Source organism: Marcopretia estuarina LEGE 06307, assembly GCF_056633115.1.
Genome location: NZ_JBSJOY010000003.1, coordinates 119,302 through 145,054, shown reverse-complemented (window position 1 = coordinate 145,054; position 25,753 = coordinate 119,302). Strand labels below are relative to the sequence as shown.

Sequence of the window (25,753 nt, the reverse complement as noted above, 5' to 3'; positions counted from 1 at the left end):
ACACATCGAAATCGGATCAGATTTATACAATCAGCCCGCCCGAAACCCGATCGCTGCCGCCTGATGCGAGTTCTGTTTTTGATCCCGGGCAGCGGCGCCACCCAACTTCAGGCCATGCCGGCGGTGGCCGCCACCGCCAGCCAGCTGGGGGCCACCGTTCAGGTGGCCTGCCCCCCGGCCCAGGTGTCCATCTGGAAGCTGCTGCCGGCCGTGGAGAAGGTGCTCCCTTACAGCTTTGACACCGGCGTCAGCCTGGCGGACTGGGCCAACCTGCTCGGCGCCGTGCGCGAGCCCGATTTCCAGCTCTGCCTCAACCTCGCCTCCGGCTGGCCGATCGATCTGCTGCTTTCCCTCACTCACATCCCCACCCGCATCGCCGCCGGCGGCTTCTCCGCGACCGTGCGGGTGCCTGCCCCAGGCACGGCCGGATCCGTCAACGGCAGCCAGTCGCCCACCGGCGGCTGGCCCAACCAGCAGTACGAGAGCTGGCTGCGCCCGCTGGAGATCCCGCTCGATGCTGAGGTCTTCCGTCTGCGGCTTAAGCCAAAGGCGCTGGAAGCCGCTGCCGCCGCCCTGCCGGCGGGGGATGGTCCACTGCTGCTGCTGGCGCCCAGGCCGGCGGCCGCCGCTGCCGACTGGCCTGCTGCCCACTGGCAGGCGTTGCCGGAGGCGATCCGCTCCCGCCTCCCCAACCTGCGCGTGGTGACGCCCCCGGCTGGGGCCACGCCGCAGGAGCTGGCGGCCCAGGTGGCTGCCGTGGATGTGGTGCTCAGCAGCGACCCGGTCATCACCGAACTGGCCCTGCTCACGGCCACGCCGTTGGTGGCGCTGGGTCGCAGCAGCGACAGCCTGCCGCCGCGTCAGGGGGTAAAAGGGGTCGGTATCCCTGGATCCCTGGATCAGCTGAGCGTTGCCGAGGTGCTTTTGGCGTTGGGGATGGCTTGATCCTGCGGTCATGGTCCGGCAGGCTCCTCGTGGTGCGTCATGATCCCTGCCCCTCGACGTCGCCGCCGCTCGGCTCCTTCCACCACTTCCCGGCGACCCTGGCGTACGCCAGTGCTGGCGCTGTCGCTGCTGATCAACCTCACGGCCGTCGGCTACAGGCTCACCGAAGGCTGGGACTGGGGTGATTGCTACTGGATGGTGGTGGTCACGCTCAGCACCATGGGCTGGAGCGACGGAACCACGCAGCCGCTCTCCACGGCCGGCCGTGTCGTCACCACCCTGGCGATCGTGGGCGGGCTGGTGGTGGTGCAGGTGACGATCCAGAGCCTGCTGGGGCTGAGCGAATCGGGCTACTTCCGCCGGCTGCGCGAACGACGTTTCAAGAACTGGCTGAGCATGATGGAAAACCATGTGATCCTTTGCGGCTACGGCCGTATCGGCCGCGAGATCGCCGATCAGCTCGTCTCCGAAGGCGTGCCGCTGGTGGTGGTGGAGATGGACACTGCCCAGAAGGAGGCCGCCGAGGAGCGGGGGCTGCCCGTGCTCCAGGCCGATGCCACCCTGGACGAAACCTTGGTGGAGGCCGGCATTCATCAGTGCCGCAGCCTGGTGGCCGCCCTGCCAAACAACGCCGCCAATCTGTATGTGGTGCTCAGCGCCCGCGGCATCGCCCCCCGCTGCCGCCTGATCGCGCGCTCTGACAGCGAGGAAGCGGCCCGCAAGCTGCGGCTGGCCGGAGCGGATCAGGTGGTGAGTCCCTATGTGGCGGGCGGGCGCACGATGGCTGCCACCGCCCTGCGTCCGCTGGCGGTGGGCTTCATGGAGCTGCTGGCCGGCTCCGACTGCGAGGTGGAGGAGTTCCAGCTCACCGACGATCCCCAGCGCATGGTCTCCATCAACGGCCGCAGCCTGGCGGAACTGCAGCTGGGCCGCCAGACCGGCGTGCTGGTGCTCGCGATCCGTCAGCCGGCCCCTGCCGAGCCGGTGATCAGCTACTACCGCGGCGTGGCCTACCGGGAGGATCAGCCCCGCCTGATCGCCAACCCGGGCAGTGATCTGCGCCTGGCGCCAGGGCAGCTGCTGGTGGTGCTGGGCAGCAAGGAGCAGCTGGCCCGCTTCGGGAAGCTGCTGGGGCCGGCACTGGTGAGCATGGACGCCATGGAGCGGTAGGCCTGGCGAGGCGGCCGCATACGATCGCCGCCATCGCCAGCTTCCGATGCCCGTGTCCACCGCCGCTCCCCTGGCCGATCAGGTCGCCCTGGTGACCGGTGCCAGCCGTGGGATCGGCCGTGCCATCGCCCTGGAGCTGGCTGCGGCCGGCGCCGAGGTGGTGGTGAACTACGCCGCTTCGGCCACGGCCGCCGAGGCCGTGGTGGAAGCGATCACTGCCGCCGGTGGCCGGGCCTATGCCCTGGCGGCCGATGTGTCGGTGGAAGAGCAGGTGGACGCGCTGGTGAAAGCCGTGCTGGAACGCAGCGGCCGGCTGGATGTGCTGGTCAACAACGCCGGCATCACCCGCGATGGCCTGCTGCTGCGCATGAAGACCAGCGACTGGCAGAGCGTGATCGATCTGAACCTCACCGGCGTGTTCCTGTGCACCCGTGCCGTGAGCCGCTCCATGCTCAAGGCCCGCAGCGGCCGCATCATCAACATCACCTCGGTGGTGGGTCTGGTGGGCAATCCCGGCCAGGCCAACTACAGCGCCGCCAAGGCCGGCGTGATCGGCTTCACCCGCAGCACCGCAGCGGAGTTCGCCAGCCGGGGCATCACCGTCAACGCCGTCGCCCCCGGCTTCATCGCCACCGACATGACCAGCGAGCTCAACCAGGAGCCGATCCTGGCCGCCATCCCGCTCGGACGCATGGGCCAGCCGGAGGAGGTGGCCGGGGCTGTGCGTTTCCTTGCCGCCGATCCCGCCGCTGCCTACATCACCGGCCAGGTGCTGCAGGTGGATGGCGGCATGGTGATGGGCTGAGCGGGCCGGGGAGGTTTAGCTCTCGATCGGTTGCACGAGCTCATCGCGCAGCCGGCGGATGCGCTGCAGCAGGCGCAGCCGGCGGCTGCGGGCGGTGATGGTGAGAAACAGGCGGATCGGCACGTACACCAGGGCCATCAGCAGCCCCAGCCCGGCGATCAGCAGGAAGGCCATGGCGCTGGTGCCTGCCATGGTCGGGTCCGAGGTCACGTCGCTGAGCGCGTCAGCGAGGCTGGTGCTGAGGGAGTCCTCCATGCCCCGACCCTATCGGGGGTCAGCCGCCATTGCCCGTGCCATGGGAATGTGCAAACGCATTCGGCTTTCCCCACCGCAGCCATCCCGCTGGCCACAGGGCGCTATGGGAATCTGAACGCACTTCCAGGGCTTGCCCCAGGCGCGCCTCTTTCCACGCCCATGGCCAAACTGATCAGCTTTTCGGATGCTTCCCGCACCTCCCTTGAAAAGGGTGTGAACGCCCTGGCCAATGCGGTGAAGGTCACCATCGGCCCCCGGGGGCGCAATGTGGTGCTCGAGAAGAAGTTCGGCGCCCCCGACATCGTCAATGACGGCGTGACGATCGCCAAGGAGATCGAGCTCGAGGATCCTTTCGAGAACATCGGCGCCAAGCTGATCCAGCAGGTGGCCAGCAAGACCAAGGACCAGGCCGGAGACGGCACCACCACCGCCACCGTTCTCGCCCAGGCGCTCGTTCATGACGGCCTGATGAACGTGGCTGCCGGTGCCAATCCCGTCGGCCTGCGCCGCGGGATGGAAAAAGCCCTGGCCCGGGTGGTGGAGGGCATCCAGACCCGCGCCATCCCGGTGGCCGGTGAAGCGATCCGTCAGGTGGCCACGGTGAGCTCCGGTGGCGATGAGGAAGTGGGCCGCATGGTGGCCGAAGCCATGCAGCTGGTCACCACCGATGGGGTGATCACAGTCGAGGAATCGCGCTCGCTGGCCACCGAACTGGAGGTCACCGAAGGGATGGCCTTTGATCGCGGCTATTCCTCTCCCTATTTCGTCACCGATGGTGAGCGCCAGGTGTGCGAATTCGAGAACGCCCTGCTGCTGGTCACCGACCGCAAAATCAGTGCGATCACCGATCTCGTGCCGGTGCTGGAGGCCGTCTCGCGCGCCGGCGCCCCGCTGGTGATCCTTGCGGAAGAGGTGGAAGGTGAAGCCCTGGCCACCCTCGTGGTCAATAAGACCCGCGGTGTGCTGCAGGTGGCGGCGGTGCGGGCCCCCTCCTTCGGCGATCGCCGCAAGGCCGCCCTGCAGGACATCGCCGTGCTCACCGGCGCCACGCTGATCAGCGAAGACCGCTCCATGTCGCTCGACAAGGCGACACTCGCCGATCTGGGCCGCGTGCGCCGGATCACGATCAGCAAGGACTCCACCACGATCGTGGGCACCGAAGATCACCGCGACGCCGTGGCTGAGCGGGTGGCCTCGATCCGCCGTGAACTGTCCGCCACCGACTCCGACTACGACCGCGAGAAGCTGAGCGAGCGCATCGCCAAGCTGGCCGGTGGCGTGGCGGTGATCAAGGTGGGGGCCCCCACCGAAACGGAGCTGCGCCACCGCAAGCTGCGCATCGAAGATGCCCTCAATGCCACCCGGGCGGCGGTGGAGGAGGGGATCGTGCCCGGCGGCGGCAGCACCTTGATGGAGCTGGCTGCTGAACTCGAAGGCTGGATCGCCGGGCTCCAGGGCGACGAGCGCACCGGCGCCGAGATCCTCTGCCGTGCCCTCTCTGCTCCCCTGCGTCAGATCGCCGCGAACGCCGGTGCCAACGGCGATGTGGTGGTGGCCGATGTGCTGCGGCTGGGCAAGGGCTACAACGCGCTCACCGGTGCCTACGAAGATCTGATGACGGCCGGCATCCTCGATGCCGCCAAGGTGGTGCGCCTGGCCCTGCAGGATGCGGTGTCGATCGCTGCGCTGCTGATCACCACCGAAGTGGTCATCGCCGACAAGCCCGAACCTCCCGCACCTGCCGGTGGTGGCGGTATGGAGGGAATGGGCGGCATGGGAGGAATGGGTGGCATGGGCGGCATGGGCATGCCCGGCATGATGTGAGCCCTGCTCCCTGAGAGCTCAGCAGCAGCTCAGCCGTTCAGCGGCTCAGCTGCTGCACGTAGGCGGCCACCTGAAGATCCACGCCGGTGATGGCGGTTCCCACCACCACCGCGTCGGCTCCCCGCTGCAGCGCCCGTTGCGCCTGCTCCGCACTGGCGATGCCGCCTTCACAGATCAGCGTGGTGGTGGCCGGCAGGGCAGCGCGCAGCGGCCCCAGCAGATCCCAGGCCGGCGGCCGCAGCCCTGCCGTGCTCTCCGTGTAGCCGTACAGGGTGGTACCCACCCAGCGGCAGCCGAGGGCCGCGGCCTGCACCCCGTTGGCCACGCTGTCCACATCGGCCATCAGCGGTGCGCCAAGCTCCGTCGTGGCCCGCTCGATCAGCTCGGCCAGTGGCTGTCCGCCCGGCCGTTGCCGTTCGGTGGCATCGATCGCCACCACATCGGCTCCTGCTGCCCACACCGCCAGCAGTTCTTCCCAGCCGGGCGTGATGTACACCGGGCTGCCTGGGAAGCTGCGCTTCCACAACCCCACGATCAGCGCCTGCGGGCAGCGGCGCCGCACGGCACCGATGTGCTCGGGGCTTTCCAGGCGCACGCCGATGGCCCCGTTGGCCAGGCTGGCCTCCGCCATGGCGGCGATCACCTGCGGATCCCGCAGCGGCGAGCCTTCAGGCGCCTGCACCGAAACGATCAACCCACCCTGCACGGCCGCCCTCTCCAGCGGCTCCGCAGGTGTGACGCCGGTGATGGCAGAAGGGCCCCCGAGGGGCGTAGAGGCAGGGGGCATGGTGGGAGCTGAAATGGGGCAAGGGGCCGGTGGCCGCAGCCCAGACTGACGGCCGCGTCAGCTGCTGCGGGTGTCCTCTGAGGAGGAGTCATCCGGAAGCCAGGAGCGCAGCGAGGCCAGACCGGGATGGGAAGGAGCGGGGGCCGGCCGGCCGGCGACGGCAGCCGCAGCCCGCTCGCGCAGGGGCGGGGTGCGGCCCTGGGGCGTGAGCTCCGGGGCGATCTCCGTGGCGCTGCGGCGGGCTGGGCCGGCAGGGCGGTCCGGTTCCAGCGGCGGACGTTGTCCTGTTGGCGAGGTGCTGGCGGGAGCGGAGCCACGGGCCTGGCCGCTGGCCCGGGGCTGGAACGTGTCGCCGAACTGAGCAGGGCCGCGGGCCGCAGAAGTGGTGCTGGTTGAAGCGTTGTCGCTGGCGGAAACTGTCTCGCTGTCTGACTCCGTGTTGCGGTCGCTGTCCATGGTCTGGAAGGTGCTCACCACTTCTTCCACGCAGACGCGGACCAGGTGTTTCACCCGGGCCAGTGGGCGCTGCCAGATCGGAGCCTGCTCGGGTTCGGGGGCTTCCGGCTGTGTGGGGCTGGATTCGGCGGGGAGCGAGGCCACCAGCGCGACAGGTGCCTCAGCACCTTCAGGTTCAGCAGCTGGAGCAACCTCGTGGAGGTCAGCAGCGGGAGCAACGGCCACTGGGTCAGCCGCTGGAACGGCAGCAGTGGTTTCGCCCGACGGGGACCCGACGGGTTGTGGGGCCGTCACCACAGAGTCGGCTCCGAAGCTGAACACCCCTGCCGCCGCAGGCCGAGCCGGAATGAAGGGAGGAACGGCCGTCCCTGGATCGGAGGAGAACTCCGGGACAGGACGTGGCCACTGGGCTAAGCCATCGAGGGCCTGATCCCCCGGGACTGGAGCAGCGGCAGAGAGTGTCTCTGCGCCAGGGTCATCGGTCACGGGCGCGGCGGTGGAAACGCTCGGAGGCGTTTCGTTTGCGGGAGCAACGGCTTCGATGAAACCGTCTTGGCCCACCAGCTCCCTGGCAGCAAGCTGATTGCTGAGCAGGCCTTCGTTGATGGAGCTCTCGGTGGGCGGGATGTCCGTGAGATGGCTCTCAGCGCCCAGCACCGCACCAGCTCCGATCGCGGAGGGCTCGGCGTTGGAGGCCAGATCGTCCGCAGGTGGTTTGGTGCGTGAGGCCGGGTGCTCCGCTGGGTTCTCAACCAGGGGGATTGAAACGGCGGGAGCTTCAAGCCAGGGATCAAAGGCGAGTGGTTGGCCCAGGAATTCAATCGATGCCTGCGCAGGCACGCCGGGCTGAGCAGCTGGCTCTGCGGAAGCGGCACCTTCGCCGGCGATCCCGGGATCACCGCCATCGCTGCTTGCCGGGCTGATCTGAGCCTCCACGCCCGCATTCACGTCAAGGTTGGGAACCGGCTCCGTGCTTGTACTCCCCTCGCAGGGGATGGCGGGCTCAAGGCCAGCAACATCCGCAAAGCTGAGCACCAGCTCTGTCGAAGGTTCCTCAACCTCCTGCGGCTCCGCCTCCAGGGTGATCTCCGCAAAGGAAAATCCCGGCGCCACCTGCACCGATGCAACGCTAGGTGTTGCTACTGATGCAGACGTCGAATCGGTTATGGAGGCCGAATCCACCTCTGAGGCCACCACTGGAGCTGCCTCCTCGGAAGCTACTGCCCCTGCAGCCGGCGCAGAAGCAAAGGCACCAGCAGCAGGAACGGCCGTGGCATGCAGGTGGTCGTGCCACCAACCGTTCAGTGAGGCATCGCCGGCAGTGAGCTCCTGCATCAGTGGCGAGAGAGCCTCGACGCCATGGCGGTGCACCCAGCGCAGCGACAGCCAGGCCACTGCTCCCTCATCCCTGCGGTCGAGGGCACCCTTCAGCACCAGGCGCTCGGAGAGCCGTTTCTGCTGGGGTCGGGGCAGCACGGGCGCAGGCAGGGAAGGGGACGGGGTCACAGCGGGGCTCAGCTGAGTTTGCGATCCAGCAGCGGCCGGATCAGAAGGAACAATCCGATGGCCAGCAGAGCCAGCACGCCCAGACAGGTGGCACCGGTGAGCTCCCCGTAAGGAGCGATCAGCACCACGTCGCCGAGGGAGGGGTGGCCGGCATAGGCCGCACGAATGGGTTCAATCGCGAAGGTAAGGGGATTCAGGGCGGCAAGCCAGCCCAGCCAGGTGGGCATGAAGGAAATCGGGGCCAGGGCCGTGCTGGCGAACAGCAGGGGCAGGTTGGCCACGAAGATCACCGCGATCAGCTCGATGTGGCCGGGCAGCGCGAAAGCCAGCCCCAGACTCATGGCCGTGACGGCGAACACCAGCAGCACCAGGGTGACCAGCACCAGCGCCAGCCCGGCGGTGCCGGGCCAGCCATAACCGAGCAAGGCTGCGGTGCCCATGATCGCCAGGCTCTGAACCAGGCTCAGGCTGGTGATGTAGAGCACCGAGGCCATCACGATCGAGCTACGGGAGCGCAGCGGTGCCACCAGCAGCCGGTTGAGGAAGCCGAATTCCCGATCGAACATCACCGGCAGGCCGGCATTGAGAGCGGCGCTGAACGCCGTGAACACGATCACCCCCGCACCGAGAAAGCGTCCGTAGCTCATGCCATCGGGCAGCAGACCTTCCGGCGCCTTGGCGAAGAGGGCCCCAAACAGCACCAGCCAGATGAGCGGCTGCAGCACGCCGGCCACCAGCGTGGTGGGCCGTCGGGCCAGTTGGAGGAACAGCCTGCGGGTGAGCGCCAGGGTCTCCTGCGTCACGTCGGCCAGGGCGGAACGGTTGGCCGCCGGTAGGGCCGGCAGGGGCGGCTGGGTGGGGAGGGTGGAGGCGCTGGTCATGGCCGAAGGGTGTCGGAGGGTGGGACGAGGGGGTGGCGGGTCAGCGCATGGCCTGTTTGCGCTCGGCTTTGGCATCCCTGCTGCCGGCGACCGCCAGCTCTGCGTCCATCAGGGTGCGGCCGGTGGCCTGCAGATACACATCATCAAGACTGGCCTGGCTCTGGGCCAGCGAGAAGACGGGCAGTTCGGCGGCCTCCAGCTGGCGGCGCAACTGCTCGATCACGGCCTGGTGTTCCACCACCAGGTTCAGCGAGTGGCCCTGGGCCCGGTTCACCACCACCTGCCGCACGCCGGGACAGGCCTGAAGCAGCTCACTGACGTGGCCGGCTTCGTTCTCGTCGCTGAATTCACGCACGCGCAGGGTGACCCGGTCGCCGCCCAGGGCCTCCTTGAGCGAGCTGGGGCTGCCTTCGGCGATCACGCGGCCGCCGTCGATGATGGCGAGACGATCGGCGAGCGCATCCACTTCCTCCAGGTAGTGGCTGCTCAGCAGCACGGTGGTGCCGGCCTGACGCAGCTCACGCAGCACCTGCCAGATGGCAGCGCGGCTTTCGATGTCAAGGCCCACCGTGGGTTCGTCGAGCACGAGCAGCTCGGGGCTGTGCAGCAGGCCGCAGGCCAGATCGAGGCGTCGACGCATCCCGCCGGAGTACGAGCCGCAGCGCCGGTCGATCCAGTCGCCCATGCCCATGCGCTCCACCAGTTCCTCGATGCGAGGAGCGAGCAGGCGGGCGGGCTGGTGGTAAAGCGCCCCCTGCAGCTGGAGCAGCTCCCGGCCGGTGAGGATCTTGTCGATCGCCACCTCCTGGGCGACGTAGCCCAGCAGTTCCCGCACCTGGCGCGGTTCCTTGAGCGCGTCGTGGCCCGCCACGATCACCCTGCCGCTGTCGGGGGCCAGCAGGGTGCACAGAATGCGCAGGGCGGTGGTCTTGCCGGCTCCGTTCGGACCGAGCAAGCCGTAGAGGCACCCCCGCGGCACACTCAGATCGAGCGACTGGAGGGCCTCCACCGGGCCATAGCGTTTGGTGAGTTGCTGCATCTCAATCACCGCGTCTGGCACCGCTGAGCAGGCTTGCGCCCGTTGGAAAGGAGAACCAATCTAGAAAGGAGCCCCATCAAGCGGCTCTGGTGAGGATCAGCGGCTGCCTACAACATTCAGGAGCGGAAAGCCGCTCAGCTGGGGAAATCCCAGGGGTGCGAACCCGCTCAGACCGTTGAACACAGGCAGCCCGTCAATACCGGTCGCCCAGCCGATCAGGTCACCGGCCTGATGAGAGAAGGCAGCCGCAGCCGGTAGCCGGCAGATCAGCAGCAGCAGGCAGATCCCGAACAAGTAAAGGATCGACCAACGGAACAGGCCCTTGGCCCGCACAGGGTCGTCGGGTGAGGCTGCCAGGGACCGGCCCATCTGCAACAGGCGGCTGTTGAAGGGCAGCAGCAGCAGGCCATAGAGCAGCCCTCCACTGGGCAGGGCCACGACGCCGAGGGCACTCACCAGCACCGTGGCGCGGGCGTAGTGCACGATCGCTTCAGTGGTGACCTGGGAGCCCTTGACCACCGGCAGCATCGGGATGCCCACCGAGCGGTAGTCCTCGCGCAGCAGCAGGGCCAGGGCCCAGAAATGCGCGGGGGTCCAGAGCATCACCAGGCTGAACAGCCACCAGCTGCTCAGGCCCAGGTGGCCGGTGGCGGCCGCGGCGCCCACCAGGGGAGGGATGGCCCCGGCCACGCCGCCGATCACGATGTTCTGGGAGGTGCGCGGCTTGAGCAGGGCGGTATAGAGCAGCACATAGCTGCAGAGACCCAGCAGGGAGAGCCCGGCGGCCAGGCAGTTCACGCCGCTCACCAGCAGGGCGGCCGCCACGCACGTGAGCGAGACAGCCACCGAGAAGGCAGTGGCGGGAGAGAGGCGGCCGGAGGGCAGGGCCCGGCCGCTGGTCCGGACCATGCGGCCATCGAGATCCTGCTCCCAGAGGCAATTGAGAACGCCGGCAGCGGCAGCGGCCAGGGCACCACCGCCCAGCGTGCAGGCCAGGCGCGGGGCCGGCAGCGGCCAACCTTCCGACAGGGCCATGCCCCCGAGGGTGGTGGCCAGCAGCAGCGGGATCAGACGCGGTTTGGCGATCTCCAGCCAGGCCGGCAACTTGACCTTGGCGCGGGAGGGAACGGCCTCGCTGCGGGGGAGCGTGGGGGAGGCGCCGCTCCCTGCGGTGGCGCTAACCATGACAACTCTCCAGGGTGGATGGACGATGCGGTTGATCCGGCGCAGGCCGGGCTGGGGCCAGGCTCCAGTTGCGCACCGCCAGGGCAGTGAGCAGACCCAGCAGCAGGGCGGCCGTGATCTGGTGCCCGACCGTGATGAGCGGGACGGCCAGCGACAGACGCAGGGTGAGCACCCCGAGCATCACCTGCACAATGACAAGCAGAACCCCACCGAGGGCAAAGGGCCAGCTGCGCCGGCGGGTGGCAGGCGTGAGCAGGGTGACGCTGCAGCAAAGCACCACCACCAGTGCCACCGGCGCCGCCAGCTGGCGGTGGGTGGCCAGGAGGCTGCAGGCTTCGCCGCTACTGAGGCAACGGCCTGAGGCCCACTGGGTGGCCATGAGCGCTCCGGAAATCGCCTGAGCAAACACCGCCAGAGCGGCCATCGCCGTGGCCGCACCTGCAGCGCGGACGAAGAGGAGAGCAGGAGGGGTGACGGCTGTGCCGACCGTGGTGGTGTTGGCCCCCGGGAAGGAGGGCTGGGGGATCAGGCCCTGGTGGACGCCGCTGAGCAGGGCCACCAGCACCAGGGCGGTCCCGAGATGGGCCGTCACCACATCGAATCGAAGCAACTGGGTGACGGTGAGGGCGCCCAGCAGGCCCTGAACGGCAACCAGCAGCAGCGCGGCGCCGCTGGCCCAGGGAAGCCACACCGGCAGCGCCAGGCGCCGCAACACGCTCCAGCCAGCGAGCACCAGCAGAGCCATCCCCACCAGAAAGGCATCAAGGCGGTGAAACCACTCCAGAAACACCTGGAGGTTCATGCGTCCGCCCGGCAGAAAGCTGCCATAACAAAGTGGCCAGTCAGGGCAGGCCAAGCCGGCCTCCATCACCCTGGTGGCGCCTCCGATCGCCACCAGGGCCACCAGGGCTACGACCAGGTGAGAAGTGAGAAAGAGCAAACTTCGCCTCATGGCGATCAAGTTAGCCATCACTTCTGAAGCTTCGAGACCCGGTGTGGTGGAGTCGCGACAGTGGGGGTCTGTGTTGAATTCCTGACGCCTCATTGCGTTTGTTTCGCTGTTCTCACGTTGGCCAAGCGCCCCTGTGGCGGCTCCCCATAGGGTGGTGAAAGCCTGGCTTGCTCCGTGCCGATTCCTTCAACCATCGTCACCCTGGTGGTGGGGATGCTGCTTGTCCTCGTTGGCCTCTGGGTTGGTCAGAACGTCAACCTGCTGCCGGTTGCCGCCAGCTCCAACGCCCCCCTCTACGACCAGCTCTTCACCGTGCTGTTCGTGATTGGAACCATACTTTTCCTCGGTATTCTCGGGCTACTTCTGTATAGCTTGATTCGTTTTCGCCGCAAGGACGGCGATCTCGGCGATGGGGTCGCGGTGGAAGGAAATCTCCAGCTTGAGATCTTCTGGACGGCCGTTCCCGCCGTGGTGGTCCTGTTTGTGGGCATCTACAGCTACGACATCTATGACCGCATGGGCGGGATGATTCCTCTCAGCGACCCCCACGCCATGCACAGCGGCATGGCGATGCAAACCGCCTCGCCTGCCTCCAGCGATCCGATGCCACCGGGCATGGTGATGGCGGCGAACCTGCCTTCTGCGGCAGAAGGCGTGGAGGCTCGCACCTGGGGCGGCATCGGTGGTTCGCCCGGCAGCAGCAGCGGCGCCTTGCCCGTTGACGTCACCGCCCTTCAGTTCGCCTTTCTGTTCCACTATCCCCAGGGTGATTTCATCAGCGGCGAGCTGCATGTGAAAGAGGGGCAACAGGTGGAGTTACGCATGGAGGCCCGTGATGTGATCCATGCCTTCTGGGTGCCGGAATTCCGCCTCAAGCAGGACGTGATTCCAGGCCAACCCACGATCCTCACCTTCACGCCTACCCGCGCCGGCAGCTACCCCATCGTGTGCGCCGAGTTGTGCGGCCCTTATCACGGCGGCATGCGCTCCACCGTGGTGGTGCATGAGCCCGATGCCTTCGACGCCTGGCTGGATCAGAACCGTCCTGCCACCGTGGCCAGTGCCGTGCCGGGGCCATCAGCGACCGGTTGAGCGCTTGGCGCCACCCCGGTTCAGCCCCCACGCTTCCGGCTCTTCCCTTTCCCTGCTGACGCTCACTCCCCCTCCTTTCTGGCTTCCCCTCAGCTCACCCGTCTTCCGCTTCCCCTCCACGCGCTCCCCCGTCCGATGACCCTGGCCCTGCCGCCCACCACCAGCTCAGCTCCGCCGAGCCTCCAGCCCGAGGGTTGGCTTCGGTATCTGAGTTTCAGCCTGGATCACAAGGTGATCGGTCTCCAGTACCTGGTCACAGGATTCCTCTTCTATTTCATCGGCGGCGCCTTGGCCGGCATGATCCGCATTGAGCTGGTCAGTCCGATGTCGGACTTTCTGCAGCGGGACACTTACAACGAGGTGCTCACCCTGCACGGCACGGTGATGATCTTCCTCTGGATCGTGCCTGTCGTGAACGGGGCCTTCGGCAATTACCTCATCCCCTTTTATGTGGGCGCCAGGGACATGGCCTTCCCTCGGCTCAACGCGGTGGCCTTCTGGTTGATCCCCCCCGCGGGCATCCTGCTGATCGCCAGCTACTTCATTGCCGGCGCCTCCCAATCAGGTTGGACGGCTTATCCACCCCTGAGCCTCACCACTCCGGCAGCCGGGCAGGTGGTGTGGATTCTGAGTGTGCTGTTGCTGGGGGGCAGCTCAATCTTCGGCGGCATCAACTTCATTGCCACCGTGCTGAAGATGCGCCGGCCAGGCCTGAAGATGATGCAGCTGCCGATGTACTGCTGGGCCATGCTCGGCACCAGCTTTCTGGTGGTGCTGGCCACGCCGGTGCTGGCCGGAACCTTGGTGCTCCTCAGCTTCGACATCCTCGCCCACACTGGCTTCTTCAATCCCGCCCTGGGCGGCAATGCGGTTGTGTACCAGCATCTCTTCTGGTTCTATTCACACCCGGCCGTTTACATCATGGTGCTGCCGGCTTTTGGCCTGGTCAGTGAGATTCTGCCGGTTCATGCCCGCAAGCCCCTGTTCGGCTACACCACCATGGTTTATTCGATCCTCGGCATCGTGTTTCTTGGGCTGATCGTGTGGGCTCACCACATGTTCACCAGTGCAACACCGCCCTGGATGCGCCTGTTCTTCACGATCGCCACGGCCTTCATCGCCGTGCCAACAGGCATCAAATTCTTCAACTGGCTGGCCACCCTGTGGGGCGGCAAGATCGCCCTCAACAGCGCCATGCTGTTCTCCTGTGCCTTCATCGTTCACTTCGTGTTCGGGGGCATCACCGGGGTGGCCCTGGCCCAGGTTCCCTTTGATATCCACGTCCACGACACCTACTTCGTGGTGGCCCACTTCCATTACATCGTCTATGGCGGCACGGTGTTCGTGGTGTTTGCCTCTCTTTACCACTGGTATCCGAAGTTCACTGGCCGCATGCTGAATGAAGATCTGGGCCGGCTGCATTTCCTGCTCACCTTCGTGGGCTTCAACCTCTGTTTTGCGCCCCAGCACTGGCTGGGCCTGAACGGCATGCCCCGACGGGTCGCTGAATACGACCCCCAGTTCACCCTCGTGAATCAGATCAGCAGTGTGGGGGCTCTGCTGATGGCGATCAGCACCCTGCCCCTGCTGATCAACGTGATCTGGAGCGCCTTCCGTGGTCCCGTGGCCGGCGACAACCCCTGGAACGCACTCACCCCCGAGTGGCTCACCAGCTCGCCGCCGCCGGTGGAGAACTGGAAGGGTCCGGCCCCCCTTGTCACCCACCCCTACGGCTATGGCGTTCCCGAAGGGCAGATTGATCTCAAGGGAGCGTCCGGCAGGGAACTCTGGACCTCAGGCAGCTGATGGATGACCAGTTCACGCTTCTGCCGCACAGGACCGGCCCGCCATCCTCCGGCTCACGTTCATCCCGGTCACCGGTGGCTGTAGCCCTCACCGACCAGCTGCCTTTGATCCCCAGCCCGCCTCCTCTTCACTGATCTCCAGCTGCTCATCTCCGTTTTTCCCCTCCCATCCGTTCCGGCCACCGCCCCCACGCCTTTTCCCCGATGACCATCCTCTCCCCCAGCACCGATTCGCTGCCGGCCGTTGCTGGAGCTGCAGCAACGGTTCTTGAAGAGGGGCACGGCGATTACCGCATGTTCGGGCTGGCCACCTTCCTGCTGGCCGATGGCATGACCTTCGCCGGCTTCTTCGCCGCTTATCTCACCTTTCGGGCTGTCAATCCGCTGCCGGCCGGTGCGGTGTATGAGCTGGAGCTGATCCTGCCCACGATCAACACCGCCCTGCTGGTGCTGAGCAGCTTCACCTTCCACCGCGCGGCCTCCGAGCTGAAGCAGGAGCGCATGGGCCGCTGCCGCTGGTGGCTGCTGGTGACGGCGAGCCTGGGCTTCGCCTTTCTCGGCGGGCAGATGGTGGAGTATTTCTCCCTGCCTTTCGGCCTCACCGACAACCTCTACGCCAGCACCTTCTACGCGCTCACCGGGTTTCACGGCCTGCACGTCTGTCTGGGGGCCCTGATGATCATGATTGTTTGGTGGCAGGCGCGGCAGCCCGGCCGCTTCACCCCCAGCGAGCACTTCGGCCTGGCGGCTGCGGAGCTCTACTGGCATTTCGTCGACGTGATCTGGTTGATTCTCTTCGGAATTCTCTATCTGCTGTAATCGGCCCTTGCCGGATCACCAATCCAATCGGCAGAATTGTTGTCTGTCAGGCCCGTTCATCTTGAACTATCAAGTCACGCCGAGCCTCAGCTCCAACGGCAGACCCCCCATGCTGGTTGGCGATGCTCTGCTCGAGAAGGCCCGTTCGCTCAGCAGCCGCTCCGAAGACGAGATCGCCCGTGGCTGCGGCTATGTCTCCCCTGCCGGCCGTTTGCTGAAGAAGAGCTTCTACAAGGCCCTGGTGGATGCGAAGGGCTACAGAATTTCCAGTGATTCCGCTGCCCAGGCGGCCGCCAGAGGGCGACAGGCCGAGTTCCGCACCCGCGTGCATGGCAACGGCAACCTGCTGATCGGCAACGCCTACACCCGCCGCATGGGGCTCACCCCAGGGCAGGAATTCAGGATCCAGATCCATCAGGAAACCGGCTCCATCTGGCTGCTGCCACTGCAGGAGGAGGCCTCGGCCTGAGCCGCGCGCTTGGCTTCAGGATTCCTGACCGTCTGCAGGCCTGCCATCGGCAGGCTTTCCGTCTGCGGGATGGCCATCCGCAGGCTGGGCGTGAAAGCTGGTGCTGAAGCCGATCAGATCGATGCCGCTGAACAGGAAGCTCACTCCCACCAGCACACCGATCACCGACAGCTGATTCCAGAACTTCATCGTCAGAATCAGCACGCCGAGCAGCAGGGTGACGGCCCCATTGGCCAGGCCCCAACCCCAGCCGCAGGCAGCCCGGTGCGCCAGTGCCACCAGGATCGCCACCAGGCCTTCGATCACGAACACCACGCCGATCGCCAGCGCAAAGGCCGCCACCTGGGCGGCGGCACTGGGAAAACCGGCGCGGAACTGCAGGATCATCCAGGCGCCCGTCACCACGAACAGGGTGGACACCACCAGCCGCCAGAAGGTGTGCGAGCGGCTCAGGTGTGGCGACCGGGCCAGGTTGTCGATCCAGCTCACGATTCCCCCCACCAGGAAGGCCACCGCCACGATCGCGGTGACCCACAAGGAGGCCACCACTGGAAAGATCAGCGCCAGCACCCCCAGCACGATCATCAGCACCCCTTCCGCCAGCGTGAAGCTGCGCAGCGCGGCGATGCGGCGGGGGTCGAACCGGGGCGTCAGGCCCCCAGGCGCTTCAGCAGCGGCTGTGTCTTGAGGCGCCATGGCTCGCAAGGGCGTGCGGGGAGAACCGAGCCGCCGCCCTCGGCGCGGTCTCTTCAACCCTAGGCCGGGTTCCCAGGGCAGGCCGCGGCGGGGGAGCCCGATGAAGGCGGTGGCGGAGTCAGCCCCAGCCGTGCTGCGCCAGCCAGTCGCGCTCCAGCTGAGGGCTGTGGTCAGCCGTGGCGGCGGGGGACGCTGCGCCGGCCGCCAGCAGCCGCTCGGTGTACTTGGCGAGCAGGTCGGCTTCCAGGTTCACCCGGTCCCCCACCCGCCGAAGCTTCAAGGTGGTGACCTCCCAGGTGTGGGGAATCACCGCCATCCAGAAGCGTTCCCCCTGGGGGCTGCAGCCCGCCACGGTGAGGCTGATGCCATCGATGCCCACACTCGCCTTGTCGCAGACATAGCGGCCGTAGCTGGGATCCAGCCAGCGCAGCTCCAGTCGCCAGGACTCCCCCTGTCGGGCCACGCCCACCACCTCGCCCTGGCCGTCCACATGGCCGCTCACCAGGTGACCGCCGAGCCGGTCGCTCAGCCGCAGGGCCGGCTCCAGATTCACGGCCGCGCCCACCGCCGCCTTGGCCGCCAGGGTGCTGCGGCTCAGGGTCTCGTCGCTGACGTCGGCGCGAAAGCTGCGGCCGTCGGGGTGCAGCTCGGAGATCGTCAGGCACACCCCATCGACCGCGATGCTGTCGCCGAGGGCCAGGGGCTGCAGGTGCTCCACGCCTTCCACCAGCACCCCCCGGGGGTGACGCCTGAGCTGCCCCACGGCCCGGACCAGACCGGTGAACATTCGCGGTCTCGCAGGCCTGGCCATAATCGGATATCGGGCGTGCGTGGCACAACCATGGTGGAAATGTGTGTGGCCGGGATCGCCCTGGACGCGGCCAGCCGGAGTCCGATCGTGTTGCTCAGGGACCCGAACGGCCGGCGTCAGGTGCCGATCTGGATCGACCAATCCCAGGCCCAGAACATCCTGGCCGGCATGGGTGATCAGCAACCGCCCCGCCCGCTCAGCCATGACCTGATGGCCAACCTGATGGCGGTGGGAGGCGTGCAGCTGGAGCGGGTGATCATCCACACGATCGAAGACAACACCTTCCGGGCTGTGTTGAAGCTCACCGACAACGAAGGAGAGCCCAGTGAGCTGGATTGCCGGCCCAGTGATGCCATCGCCCTGGCACTGCGTACCGGCAGCGGCATCTGGATGCTGGAGGAGGTGGTGGCCGAAGCCTCGATCCCCGTGGATGCCGAAGCCGACGCCGAGGACCAGGAGGATTTCCGCCGCTTCCTGGATCAGGTGAGCCCGGCGGAGCTGATCCGCAACGTGCGCCGTGCCCAGCAGGAGGGCTATGGCGAAAGCGGCGGTGGCACCGACCCCCCTCCGACCGTTCCAGGCATGGGGCCGGCCGGCCCCGCAGGCAGCGGACCCAAGCCCAGCGGGCCTGACGGTGTTCCCGGCTGAAGCCTGCCGCCGCCCCTTCGGACGGGGCCCGGCCGTTTCGCTGTTCACCCTCGGCACCATGCGCGCGGTCGATTCGGCCGCCCAGATGGGCGCTGTGGTGGAAGCGGCTCTGGCGGCGGGCATCAACCACCTGGAAACCGCGCCCGCCTACGGCCCGGCAGAGGCCCACCTGGGTGCCGCCCTGCGGCAGCTCGCCATCCCGAGGGAGCGGCTGCTGCTCACCAGCAAGCTGTTGCCGGGGGTGGATCTGGCCACCGGCCAGGCCCAGCTGCAGTCCTCCCTGCAGCGGCTGGGACTGGCCCGCCTCGACAACCTGGCGGTGCACGGCCTCAACCGGCCGGAGCATCTCGAGTGGGCCCTGCAGGGGGACGGGGCCGCCCTGCTCCGCTGGGCGCAGGCCGAAGGGCTGGTGGGGCAGGTGGGGTTCAGCAGCCACGGCAGCACAGATCTGATCGAGCGGGCCCTGGCCAGTGGCCGTTTCGGCTTCTGCAGCCTGCATCTGCATCTGTTCGATCAGGAGCGCCTGCCCCTGGCCCGCCAGGCCCTCGCCGCCGGCATTGGCGTGATGGCAATCTCCCCCGCCGACAAGGGGGGGCGGCTGTACGACCCACCCCCCGAACTGGTGGAGGATTGCGCGCCCTTCACGCCCTTGCAGCTCGCCTATCGCTTTCTGCTGGACGCAGGCGTGTCCACGCTCACCCTCGGCGCCGCCCGGCCGGAGGATCTCGCTTGGGCCGTGGCCCTGGCCGGCGCCGATGGGCCGCTCAGCGCAGTGGAGAAGCAGGCGCTGGCGCGGCTGGCGGAGGCGGGCCGGCGCCGCCTGGGGGCGGGGGCCTGCGGCCAGTGCCGCGCCTGCCTGCCCTGCCCGAGCGGGGTGCCGATTCCGGCGCTGCTGCGCCTGCGCAACCTGGCTCTCGGTCATGGCATGACCCCCTTCGCCAGCGAGCGCTACAACCTGATCGGCAGGGCCGGTCACTGGTGGGAGGCGCTTGATGCCTCCGCCTGCCAGCAGTGCGGCGCCTGCCTGCCCCGCTGCCCCCACGGCCTGCCGATCCCGGACCTGCTGGCGGCCACCCATCAACTCCTCGCCGCGCCACCACGGCGGCGGCTGTGGGGCTGAAGGGCAGGGGGGTGGGCCTGCCGGCTCAGGCGGCGGCGTCCCAGAGGCCCTGATACCGCTGCCGTTCGCTGCTGCTCAGCGGCGGCAGGCTGGTGCAACGCGCGAGCACGGCATCGTCGGGGTAGAGCAGGCGCGCCACATGGTCGGGCCATGGCTCCAGGGCCGCCTGCAGCAGCTGGCGCTTCACCGGCGGCACCCAGCCTGCCGCCAGCAGGCGATCGAGGGTGGGCCGCTCCATGCCGCGGGCGATCCAGGCCAGCGGTGCCGGTTCGCGGCTGCGGCGCGGCCGCAGCAGCAGGTTCCACCAGAGCGGTGAGCCGCTGGCCGGCAACAGGGCGGTGAGCCTGGCATCGCTGCGCAACAGCGGCAGCACCCGCTGGCTGGGCAATACGGCCGCCTCGGCATCGCCGCTCAGCAGCAGGTTCAGGCCGTTCTTTTCGTCGAAGGCGAGGGCCTGCTCCCTCAGGCGCTTGAGCTGGCCGGGCAACGCCGCCGCTGCCAGGCGATCAACGCCGGCGGCAGTGGCGCCGGGGCTGAGGGTGCGCAGCGCCAGCTCGATCACGACGCGGGGGCTGGAGGGAAGCACGAGCTGATGGCGCAGGCTCGGATCAAGCAGCAGGTTCCAGCCCTCTGCGCTGCGGCGGCTGAGGTCGGTGCGGTTGCGCAGCACCAGCACCCAGGTGCCGAAGGCCCACGGATAGGCGATCGGCGCCGCTTCCGCCGCTGCGGCGGAGTCTTCGGGCGCCGCCACAGGATTCCGGAACCCATCGCGCACCGCCGCGCTGAACGGAGCCAGCTGCTCGAACAGGGCAGTAGCGGTGCTGCTGGCGCTGAACGGCTGCAGGGCGTCGGCGTTCAGGGCGCCCAGCCAGCCATCGGAGAGCTGCAGCAGATCGGCATCGCTGTGCTGCGCGAGCACCGCCTCGGGGCCCTCCAGCGCCTTGCCTCGCCACGGGGAGGGAAGCTGCTTGCCCCAGGCGGCGGGCAGCTGGCCGCGGCTGTACAGGAGGGTGGGGGAAGAGGAGGCGCCACGGGCGCAACCCGCCAGCCAGCCGCTGCCGACCAGAACGCCGGCCTGCAGCAGGTGGCGGCGGCTGAAGCGGGCGGGAAGGGGAGGGCGTTCCTGCATGGTTGGACCCTAGAGGGAGGCGACCAGGCGCTCCTGGGCCCGGTCGCAGTCGGCAGCCAGGTCGCCGGGGCTGCGGCCGCTCCACTCCCACAGCAGCGCCAGGCCGCCGGCGCCCACCCCCTCCTTGACATAACCGCGCTCGTAGTCCTGCAGGGCCGGGCTGCGGCAGTTGCTGAAGCACAGCTCCGTGGCGAAGCTGGCCGGTGCCGCCACTTGCCAGCGGTCTGCCACGCGCTGCAGCAGCAGGGCCAGATCGCTGCTGGGCTCCCGCGCCACCCAGCCGGTGGTGCCCAGGGCCGCTGCCGCCACCAACCGGCCCCGCAGCGGCGCATCGGCCAGGGCCAGCGCCAGGGCCAGCACCGCCGCCATCTGGCTGCCACCAGCCAGCAGCACCGGCCAGTGCCCTTCGGCTGCCGCCAGCAGCACCCCCGCCGCCAGCGGTTGCATCGGATCCCCCACCGCCGCCACCACCTTTACGGGATCCAGGTCCGCAGCGCCGGCACCGGCCAGGCCCGCTGCCCGCAGCCCCTGGTCCACCAGGGCCGCCTTGAGGTCGTGGGCGGGGCTGCGCAGGCTGCCGCTCACCAGCCCGCCGGCTGCCACGCCCAGACCGGTGAGCACCGCCTGGGCGGTGCTGGTGCCGCCCGGGACGCATTCGGCCAGCACCAGCGGCGGGAGCTGCGGGGCCGCCCGCCAACGCTCCTGCCAGCTCTGCGCCCAGCGGCGCCCCAGCGCCAGCAGTGCCCGCACCCGCTCTTCGCCCATGGCACGGCCGCTGCTGAGGCAGAGCGCTGGCTGCTGCCCCAGGCGGATGTGGGGCACCGCCGGTGCCACTGGACAGCCCAGGTCGACCACCAGGGGCGTGAGCTGCAGCCCCTGCATCACCACATGGGAGATCAACGCCGGACTGACGCCCGCCGGCAGGGGGGGCAGGGCATGGGGCCGGGCTGTGCCAGGGCCCAGCAGCAGCAGCTCAGCATCGGCGGCGGCCGTGCGGCGACGGGAGTCCGGGGTGGCGCCGGCTGCGGAGATGCCCGGCACGGCGGCGGTGTCGGTGCCGGCCAGCAGCAGCAGCACCAGCGCGTCCTGCCAGCCGGCGGTCATCTGCACGGTCCAGCGATCGGCTTGAGCAGCGTCGCCCGTCAGCTGCAGCACCATGGGCCTCCAGGCAAGGGCCTCAACACCATGGGCCTCCAGGTAAGCGCCTCACTGCAGGCCTGCAGGCCGCTGTCTCAGCCCGGGCCTGCTGGCACGCGCATGGGTCGCCCACCAGCTCAGAGAGGGTCAAGGGCCACCAGGGCCCGCAGGGCTTCGGGCGGTTCGGGGATCGGCGCCTGCAACCGGGGAAAGATCCAGTAGGCCACCGCGTGCAAGGCCAGCACGTAGATCAGGTTCTGAACCACCACCAACCCCAGGGCCAGGGCCTGCACCTGCAGCAGGTCGGGGCCACCACCCAGGTTCAGCAGGGCGCTGATGCGCTCCAGCAGCCCGGCGGCGGCGGCCGTGATCAACACCCACAGGTTTTCGCCCACCAGCACCGACAGCACCGTGACCCGCACCAGGAAGCCGCCCGCACCGATCACCAGCCCGACGCCCCAGGTGAGCCACCAGCTCCAGTTGCTGCGCCAACCCCAGCCGAGCCAGAGCGCCAGCGCTCCGTAGGGGAAGAGCACCAGCGGCCCGCGGATCGGGCCCATCAATGCCACCAGCAGCAGGGAGGCCACCACCATCCCTTCCCAGCCGCAGCGCCAGCCCTGGCGGAGCAGCAGCAGGGCGATCGGCAGGGGGAGAGCCAGGCGGAACAGGGCGCCCCCCACCGGCAGGTAATAGAGGCCTGCCCAGAGCAGGGCGGTGGCGGCAGCCATGTAGGCGGTTTCCACCAGCTGAAGGGCCTGGCGCCGACTGAGGCGGTGGGGGGAAGGGGGCATGGCGGCGGCTCAGCGTGGCGCCGGCGCCGGCATGGCCTTCGGCGCTGCCGCGCCGGTTTCCGGCGTTGGGATCCGCTCGATGGTCTCCACCTCAAAGCGCAGGCCGGCGGCCCGCAGTGCCTCGGTGACCGCTTCGGCAGGGGCGGAAGGATCGGCGCCGGGCAGCTTCAGAGTGATCCTGTAGGGCACAGCGGCGGCCGGTGCCTGTCCTTGTCTCCCAGCGGCTCGGTTGCCCGCGCTGGGGCCGCCGGTGGGGCTGCGGGCGGCATCGCCTGCCTGTCCTGCGGCGCGGCCAGGGACCGCCGGCGTGGGGGAGAGTGACTGTGTTCCTGGCGACGCGCCCGGGGCGGCGGTGGCCGGCGTGGCAGTGCCGGGGGAAGCCGTGGCCGCGGTGGTGGCGTTCGCGCCTGTGGCCGGTGTGGTGGGATTCGAGCCTATGGGGGAAATGGCGGTGCCGGAAGAGGCACCCGGCCGGGCGGCACCGGAGGCGGGGGATGTGGTGGTGGCCGGTGGCGCCGGAGCATCGAACCCGGCCGCCAGCTGCTGGCCGAAGGGCGTGCCGGCACAGCCGGCCAGTGTGAGCAGCAGCGACGCCAGCAGGAGCAGGGGGCGGCGGGGGTAGTGGCCCATCAGCCGGAGGCGGCCTTGATGATCCGCACGGCGCTGGCGCGTGGACGTCCAGTCTTGGTGGTGGCCGGCGGCTTGGCTTTGGCGGTTTCGCCGGCAGCCTTGGCCTCCGCCGCGCCGCTCCTGCTGCTCGCTGCCGAAGTGCCGGTGGCCTTGCGGCTGCTGGTGGTCTTGGTGGCGGCTGGCTTGGTTCCGGTGGTCTTGGCAGCGGAGCGGGCGGCGGGCTTGCGGGTCTTGGCCTTGCCGCTGACGGCCTTCGCGGCCAGGAGCTCAACGGCCTGCTCAATCGTGATTGTGTCCGCCGTGGCGCCCTCCGGCAGCGAGGCGTTCACCTTGCCCTGCTTCACGTAGAGGCCGTAGGGACCGTCGAACACCTGAATGGTTTCCTCGTCCCCCTCAGGGATGCCCAGGTCCTTCAGGGCCGTGCGGCCGCCCCGGCCCCGCTTGGGGGTGGCCAGCAGCTCGATGGCGCGCGACAACCCCACCAGCAGCACGTCGTCTTCTGCCTTGAGCGAGCGGTAGTCCTTTTCTCCCTTCGCCTTGTCGTGCACCACGTAGGGACCGAAGCGGCCCAGGCCGGCCTGAATCCGCCCACCATCGGGGTGCTCGCCCAGCAGCCGCGGCAAACGCAGCAGGCCAAGGGCATCCTCGAGGCTGAGATCCTCCGGCTTGACGCCCTTGGGCAGGGAGGCCCGCTTCGGTTTGGGGTTCTCCTCGCTCACCTGCCCCCGTTGCAGGTAGGGGCCGTACTGGCCGAACAGCAGGTAGATCGCATCGCCGGTTTCGGGGTCTTCCCCCAGTGATTCAGGCCCCTCGGTTTTCTGGCGCAGGATCTGTTCGGCATGCTCGGCATCGAGCTCGGCCGGGGTGATCTCCTGGGGCAGGGTGGCCTTCACCAGCTCCTCGCTGCCGTCGTCCGCGACCCGCTTCGACTCCAGGTAGGCGCCGAAGCGCCCGATCCGCACCACGCAGGGGAGACCCTCCATCACGATCGTGCGTGAGGCAGTGGGGTCAATGTCGCCCTCGCGCTGCTGCACCTGGGCTTCGAGCCCCTTCTCCCCCTTGAAGAAGCTGTTCAGATAGGGGAGCCACTGGACCTTGCCGTGGGAAATCTCATCGAGTGTGTTCTCCATCCGCGCGGTGAAGCTGGTGTCCACCAGGTCGGGGAAGTGCTCCTCCAGCAAGGCGGTCACCGCGAAGGCGGTGAAGCTGGGGGTGAGCGCGTTGCCGGCGAGGGTGGCGTAGCCGCGGTCGGTGATCGTGCCGATGATGCTGGCGTAGGTGGACGGCCTGCCGATTCCTTCCTTCTCCAGCATCTTCACCAGTGCCGCTTCGCTGTAGCGGGCCGGCGGCTGGGTCTGGTGGCCGAGTGCCTCCACTGACTTGCAGACCGGTGCATCGCCCACCGCCAGGGCGGGCAGCAGCAGTTCCTGCCCCTCCAGCGCCGCGTCGGGATCGTCGCTGCCCTCCACATAGGCGCGGAAGAAACCGGCAAAATCGATGCGCTTGCCGCTGGCCCGGAAGCGGGCGTCCCCGGCGACGATCTCCACCGCCAGCATCGTGAGCCGTGCATCGGCCATCTGGCTGGCCACGGTGCGTTTCCAGATCAGCTCGTAAAGGGCGAGATCCTTGCCGTCGAGACCGGTGTCCTTGGGGGTGCGGAAGCGTTCACCGGAGGGGCGGATCGCCTCGTGGGCCTCCTGGGCGTTGCGGCTCTTGGTGCTGAACTGCCGCGGGGCGGGGCTTAGGAAGCTGTCGCCGTACTTCTCAGCCACACAGGCGCGGGCGGCGCTGATCGCCTGCTCGGAGAGGTGCACCGAGTCGGTGCGCATGTAGGTGATGAAGCCGCGCTCATAGAGGGCCTGGGCCGTGCGCATGGTTTCGCGGGCCGAGAGCCGCAGCTTGCGGTTGGCTTCCTGCTGCAGGGTGCTCGTGGTGAAGGGCGGCACGGGCTTGCGCACCGTGGGTTTCTCCTCCACCTGCTCCACCCGCCAGGGCAGGGCCAGCACGCTTTCGCGCAGGGCGCGCGCTTCGCTCTCCGCCAGCAGCTTCACTGTGCTGCCGGGCTTGAGCCCCCCGGTGCTTTCGTCGAAGTCGCTGCCCTGGGCGATGCGCTCGCCGGCCAGGTGGGTGAGCTTGGCTTCGAACCGGCCGCCTGGCTGCTCCAGCTCGGCCTTGAGGTCCCAGTAGCTGCCGCTGCGGAAGGCCCGCCGGGCACGCTCCCGCTGCACCAGCAGCCGCACCGCCACCGATTGCACCCTGCCGGCAGAAAGCCCCCAGGCCACTTTTTTCCACAGCAGCGGTGAGAGGGTGTAGCCCACCAGCCGGTCGAGGATCCGTCGCGTTTCCTGGGCGTGCACCAACTCCATGTCGAGTTCGCGCGTCTGGTCGAGGGCGCGGTGGATGGCGTCCTTGGTGATCTCGTGGAACACCATCCGCTTGACCGGCACCTTGGGGCTGAGCAGCTCCAGCAGGTGCCAGCTGATGCTTTCGCCTTCCCGGTCTTCATCCGTGGCCAGGAGCAGCTGGTCGGCGCCCTTCAGCGCGTCCTTCAGCTCCTTCACCACCTTCTTTTTGTCTTTCGGCACCACGTAGAGCGGCGCGAAATCCTCGCTGGTGTTGACGCCCAGGTTCGCCCACTTCTCGCCCTTGTAGGCGGCGGGAATCTCGCTGGCGTTGTTGGGCAGGTCACGGACGTGCCCCATCGACGCCTCCACCCGGAACTCCTTCGGCAGGAAGGCGCGGATGGTGCGGGCCTTGGTGGGGCTCTCGACGATGACCAGGGTGTGCGCCACAGGCAGGCG

The 25,753-nt window shown here is 68.5% G+C and carries 24 protein-coding genes; 10 read left to right on the top strand and 14 right to left on the bottom strand.

The genetic code is table 11. The features are described from left to right. Positions 1-63: 63 nt before the first annotated feature. The 3 genes from ACWJI3_RS08300 to fabG are packed head-to-tail and all read left to right on the top strand — an operon-like array spanning position 64 to position 2,920. Complete coding sequence (locus ACWJI3_RS08300) at positions 64-945, top strand: glycosyltransferase family 9 protein (protein ID WP_255099794.1); 882 nt, start codon at positions 64-66, stop codon at positions 943-945. Positions 946-984: 39 nt separating this feature from the next. Further along, positions 985-2,115 carry a potassium channel family protein gene (locus ACWJI3_RS08295; protein WP_480203434.1) on the top strand — a complete coding sequence of 377 codons (1,131 nt, stop codon included), beginning with the start codon at positions 985-987 and terminating at the stop codon, positions 2,113-2,115. Positions 2,116-2,161: 46 nt separating this feature from the next. Next, positions 2,162-2,920 carry a 3-oxoacyl-[acyl-carrier-protein] reductase gene (gene fabG, locus ACWJI3_RS08290; protein ID WP_198948193.1) on the top strand — a complete coding sequence of 253 codons (759 nt, stop codon included), beginning with the start codon at positions 2,162-2,164 and terminating at the stop codon, positions 2,918-2,920. A gap of 15 nt (positions 2,921-2,935) precedes the next feature. Here the strand turns inward: fabG and ACWJI3_RS08285 are convergent, their stop codons facing one another. After that, positions 2,936-3,175 carry a hypothetical protein gene (locus ACWJI3_RS08285; protein ID WP_144036866.1) on the bottom strand — a complete coding sequence of 80 codons (240 nt, stop codon included), beginning with the start codon at positions 3,173-3,175 and terminating at the stop codon, positions 2,936-2,938. Positions 3,176-3,334: 159 nt separating this feature from the next. Here ACWJI3_RS08285 and groL point away from each other — a divergent pair, with 159 nt between their 5' ends. Next, a complete protein-coding gene (groL, locus tag ACWJI3_RS08280) occupies positions 3,335-4,999 on the top strand; it encodes a chaperonin GroEL (protein WP_255099791.1) in 1,665 nt (554 codons plus the stop codon). Positions 5,000-5,036: 37 nt separating this feature from the next. Here the strand turns inward: groL and ACWJI3_RS08275 are convergent, their stop codons facing one another. The 6 genes from ACWJI3_RS08275 to ACWJI3_RS08250 all read right to left on the bottom strand — a co-directional run bounded on the left by ACWJI3_RS08275 (position 5,037) and on the right by ACWJI3_RS08250 (position 11,793). After that, positions 5,037-5,786, bottom strand: a complete 750-nt coding sequence (locus ACWJI3_RS08275; protein WP_480203433.1) for an N-acetylmannosamine-6-phosphate 2-epimerase — start codon at positions 5,784-5,786, stop codon at positions 5,037-5,039. A gap of 57 nt (positions 5,787-5,843) precedes the next feature. Beyond that, a complete protein-coding gene (locus tag ACWJI3_RS08270; protein WP_480203432.1) occupies positions 5,844-7,748 on the bottom strand; it encodes a hypothetical protein in 1,905 nt (634 codons plus the stop codon). Positions 7,749-7,756: 8 nt separating this feature from the next. Beyond that, positions 7,757-8,629 (bottom strand): ABC transporter permease, encoded by an 873-nt coding sequence (locus tag ACWJI3_RS08265; RefSeq protein ID WP_480203431.1) that lies wholly within the window; start codon positions 8,627-8,629, stop codon positions 7,757-7,759. Positions 8,630-8,669: 40 nt separating this feature from the next. After that, positions 8,670-9,668 carry an ATP-binding cassette domain-containing protein gene (locus ACWJI3_RS08260; protein WP_261346169.1) on the bottom strand — a complete coding sequence of 333 codons (999 nt, stop codon included), beginning with the start codon at positions 9,666-9,668 and terminating at the stop codon, positions 8,670-8,672. Between the two features lie 96 nt (positions 9,669-9,764). After that, positions 9,765-10,853 carry a heme o synthase gene (locus tag ACWJI3_RS08255; RefSeq protein WP_480203430.1) on the bottom strand — a complete coding sequence of 363 codons (1,089 nt, stop codon included), beginning with the start codon at positions 10,851-10,853 and terminating at the stop codon, positions 9,765-9,767. Further along, positions 10,846-11,793, bottom strand: coding sequence for a COX15/CtaA family protein (locus tag ACWJI3_RS08250; RefSeq protein ID WP_480203429.1), 948 nt, complete (start codon positions 11,791-11,793; stop codon positions 10,846-10,848). Before ACWJI3_RS08250 ends, ACWJI3_RS08255 begins: the two co-directional genes overlap by 8 nt. A 186-nt stretch (positions 11,794-11,979) precedes the next feature. Here ACWJI3_RS08250 and ACWJI3_RS08245 point away from each other — a divergent pair, with 186 nt between their 5' ends. The 4 genes from ACWJI3_RS08245 to ACWJI3_RS08230 all read left to right on the top strand — a co-directional run bounded on the left by ACWJI3_RS08245 (position 11,980) and on the right by ACWJI3_RS08230 (position 15,990). Beyond that, positions 11,980-12,897 carry a cytochrome c oxidase subunit II gene (locus ACWJI3_RS08245; RefSeq protein WP_094510304.1) on the top strand — a complete coding sequence of 306 codons (918 nt, stop codon included), beginning with the start codon at positions 11,980-11,982 and terminating at the stop codon, positions 12,895-12,897. Positions 12,898-13,032: 135 nt separating this feature from the next. After that, positions 13,033-14,703 (top strand): cytochrome c oxidase subunit I, encoded by a 1,671-nt coding sequence (ctaD, locus tag ACWJI3_RS08240; RefSeq protein ID WP_094510305.1) that lies wholly within the window; start codon positions 13,033-13,035, stop codon positions 14,701-14,703. A gap of 203 nt (positions 14,704-14,906) precedes the next feature. Continuing rightward, positions 14,907-15,521: a cytochrome c oxidase subunit 3 gene (locus tag ACWJI3_RS08235; protein WP_480203428.1), complete on the top strand. Its 615-nt coding sequence runs from the start codon at positions 14,907-14,909 to the stop codon at positions 15,519-15,521. Positions 15,522-15,630: 109 nt separating this feature from the next. Beyond that, on the top strand, positions 15,631-15,990 hold the full coding sequence (locus tag ACWJI3_RS08230; protein ID WP_094510307.1) for an AbrB family transcriptional regulator: 360 nt from the start codon (positions 15,631-15,633) through the stop codon (positions 15,988-15,990). Positions 15,991-16,005: 15 nt separating this feature from the next. Here the strand turns inward: ACWJI3_RS08230 and ACWJI3_RS08225 are convergent, their stop codons facing one another. Both ACWJI3_RS08225 and ACWJI3_RS08220 read right to left on the bottom strand, forming a co-directional pair. Continuing rightward, positions 16,006-16,686 carry an HdeD family acid-resistance protein gene (locus tag ACWJI3_RS08225; protein ID WP_480203427.1) on the bottom strand — a complete coding sequence of 227 codons (681 nt, stop codon included), beginning with the start codon at positions 16,684-16,686 and terminating at the stop codon, positions 16,006-16,008. A gap of 118 nt (positions 16,687-16,804) precedes the next feature. Continuing rightward, positions 16,805-17,473 carry a riboflavin synthase gene (locus ACWJI3_RS08220; protein WP_255099780.1) on the bottom strand — a complete coding sequence of 223 codons (669 nt, stop codon included), beginning with the start codon at positions 17,471-17,473 and terminating at the stop codon, positions 16,805-16,807. Between the two features lie 54 nt (positions 17,474-17,527). Here ACWJI3_RS08220 and ACWJI3_RS08215 point away from each other — a divergent pair, with 54 nt between their 5' ends. Beyond that, complete coding sequence (locus ACWJI3_RS08215; protein WP_094510310.1) at positions 17,528-18,145, top strand: bifunctional nuclease family protein; 618 nt, start codon at positions 17,528-17,530, stop codon at positions 18,143-18,145. Between the two features lie 58 nt (positions 18,146-18,203). Next, a complete protein-coding gene (locus ACWJI3_RS08210; protein WP_255140614.1) occupies positions 18,204-19,265 on the top strand; it encodes an aldo/keto reductase in 1,062 nt (353 codons plus the stop codon). Positions 19,266-19,290: 25 nt separating this feature from the next. Here ACWJI3_RS08210 and ACWJI3_RS08205 read toward each other — a convergent pair whose 3' ends face one another. The 5 genes from ACWJI3_RS08205 to topA all read right to left on the bottom strand — a co-directional run bounded on the left by ACWJI3_RS08205 (position 19,291) and on the right by topA (position 25,744). Next, positions 19,291-20,394, bottom strand: coding sequence for a type 2 periplasmic-binding domain-containing protein (locus ACWJI3_RS08205; protein WP_480203426.1), 1,104 nt, complete (start codon positions 20,392-20,394; stop codon positions 19,291-19,293). Between the two features lie 9 nt (positions 20,395-20,403). Beyond that, on the bottom strand, positions 20,404-21,552 hold the full coding sequence (gene cobT / locus ACWJI3_RS08200; RefSeq protein ID WP_480203425.1) for a nicotinate mononucleotide-dependent phosphoribosyltransferase CobT: 1,149 nt from the start codon (positions 21,550-21,552) through the stop codon (positions 20,404-20,406). A 116-nt stretch (positions 21,553-21,668) separates the two neighbouring features. Continuing rightward, positions 21,669-22,322, bottom strand: a complete 654-nt coding sequence (locus ACWJI3_RS08195; protein ID WP_255099777.1) for a DUF2232 domain-containing protein — start codon at positions 22,320-22,322, stop codon at positions 21,669-21,671. A gap of 9 nt (positions 22,323-22,331) precedes the next feature. Continuing rightward, on the bottom strand, positions 22,332-22,952 hold the full coding sequence (locus ACWJI3_RS08190) for a hypothetical protein (RefSeq protein ID WP_480203424.1): 621 nt from the start codon (positions 22,950-22,952) through the stop codon (positions 22,332-22,334). After that, positions 22,952-25,744 carry a type I DNA topoisomerase gene (gene topA, locus ACWJI3_RS08185; RefSeq protein WP_480203423.1) on the bottom strand — a complete coding sequence of 931 codons (2,793 nt, stop codon included), beginning with the start codon at positions 25,742-25,744 and terminating at the stop codon, positions 22,952-22,954. Before topA ends, ACWJI3_RS08190 begins: the two co-directional genes overlap by 1 nt. Positions 25,745-25,753 lie beyond the last annotated feature (9 nt).